The organism is Pedobacter sp. 01T416_2, from assembly GCF_056398925.1.
In genome coordinates, this window is record NZ_JBFTQI010001103.1 from 1 (window position 1) to 1390 (window position 1390).

Sequence of the window (1390 nt, forward strand, 5' to 3'; positions counted from 1 at the left end):
ATTATACTCTTTCCAATTATTAAATATTTGAATAAACTTGATATATCGGTAATTCCTATTATTATTACCAGCATAGTTTTTATACATGGTGGGAAATTCTTCAACAATTAATTCTTTTAATCTTTCCGCTGGAATTATAGCTACTTTAACTTCTGTTGGCGTAATCCTGCTTCTCTGTTTATTAATTGCTTCAGACTTGAATGCACCACTATCAATAGTAAATGAACCATAGAGATCAAAGGTAAGACCTGCCGAATAATCCAGATAAACGTATCCATATCCGTACTTACCTGCGCCGTCGAGCGATATGGCAATCCACTTATTTTCACAATCTAATAGGCGCTTATCGAATGTTAGTCCATTTTGGCCTTTAGCACCAAGCGTGCATAACAATAGTAGGATGAATAAATATTTCATTATCAAGTCATTTATGTGTACTTAAATATAGAAATTTATTTACACTCAAAAAATGCTTCAGATTGGATAGATGCTGAAACAAGTTCAGCAAGACGTATCACAGTAATAAAATTTCGGACTCAACGTTTAACCCTAAACGCAAACCGCTTATCTACTTAAACACAATCGTCTTATTCCCACTCACAAAAACGCGGTCTTCGAAAATAAGTTCCAAAGCTTCTAACAACACCTTTTTCTCTATTTCTTTTCCTGCCCGAACCATTTCTTTTACACCGAAATTATGATCTACATGATTGGTATGTTGCGTAATAATCGGGCCTTCATCCAGGTTATCGGTAACAAAATGGGCGGTAGCACCAATAATTTTTACCCCGCGATCAAAAGCCTGGCGATAGGGGTTAGCACCTATAAAAGCCGGTAAAAAGGAATGATGGATATTAATAATTTTACCTGCATAATCTTTTACAAAATCGGCAGAAAGGATTCGCATAAATTTAGCCAACACTAAATAGTCTACCTCAAACCGGTTAATAATAGTTTTAACTTCAGCCTCAAATTCACTTTTATCTTTATTGGAATGATCTACATAAAAATAAGGTATGCCCAATTTTTCGGTAAAATCTCTCAGGCTTTCATAATTGCCTATTACACATTGTACCTTGGCCCCTAAAGTTTTGAATTGGTTTTTGATCAGTATCTCAGCTAAACAATGATACTCCTTGGTTACCAAAACGACAATCTGTTTTTCCTGTTGGGTAATTAAATTTACCTCAGCAGCATTCGGCAGGTTTTCTAAAAGTTTTTCCTTTAATTTTTCTGTATCTTTCAGGTTTCCGGTACAGGCAATGCGGGTAAAAAACGATTTATTGGCTTCGTCTACAAACTCGCGCATGGCAACAATATTCAATTGGTGTGCAGCCAGCACGCGGGTAATATTTGTAACTAAACCAACTTGATCGGGGCAGGATATGAG

The 1390-nt window shown here is 36.0% G+C and carries 2 protein-coding genes; both read right to left on the bottom strand.

Features of this window, described 5'->3' with window-relative positions; translation table 11 throughout:
- Positions 1-417: hypothetical protein (locus AC1DPQ_RS27735; RefSeq protein ID WP_477611565.1), on the bottom strand; the 417-nt coding region annotated here is incomplete at its 3' end.
- A 151-nt stretch (positions 418-568) separates the two neighbouring features.
- A partial coding sequence (gene purU / locus AC1DPQ_RS27740; protein WP_477611566.1) for a formyltetrahydrofolate deformylase occupies positions 569-1390 on the bottom strand: 822 nt, incomplete at its 5' end.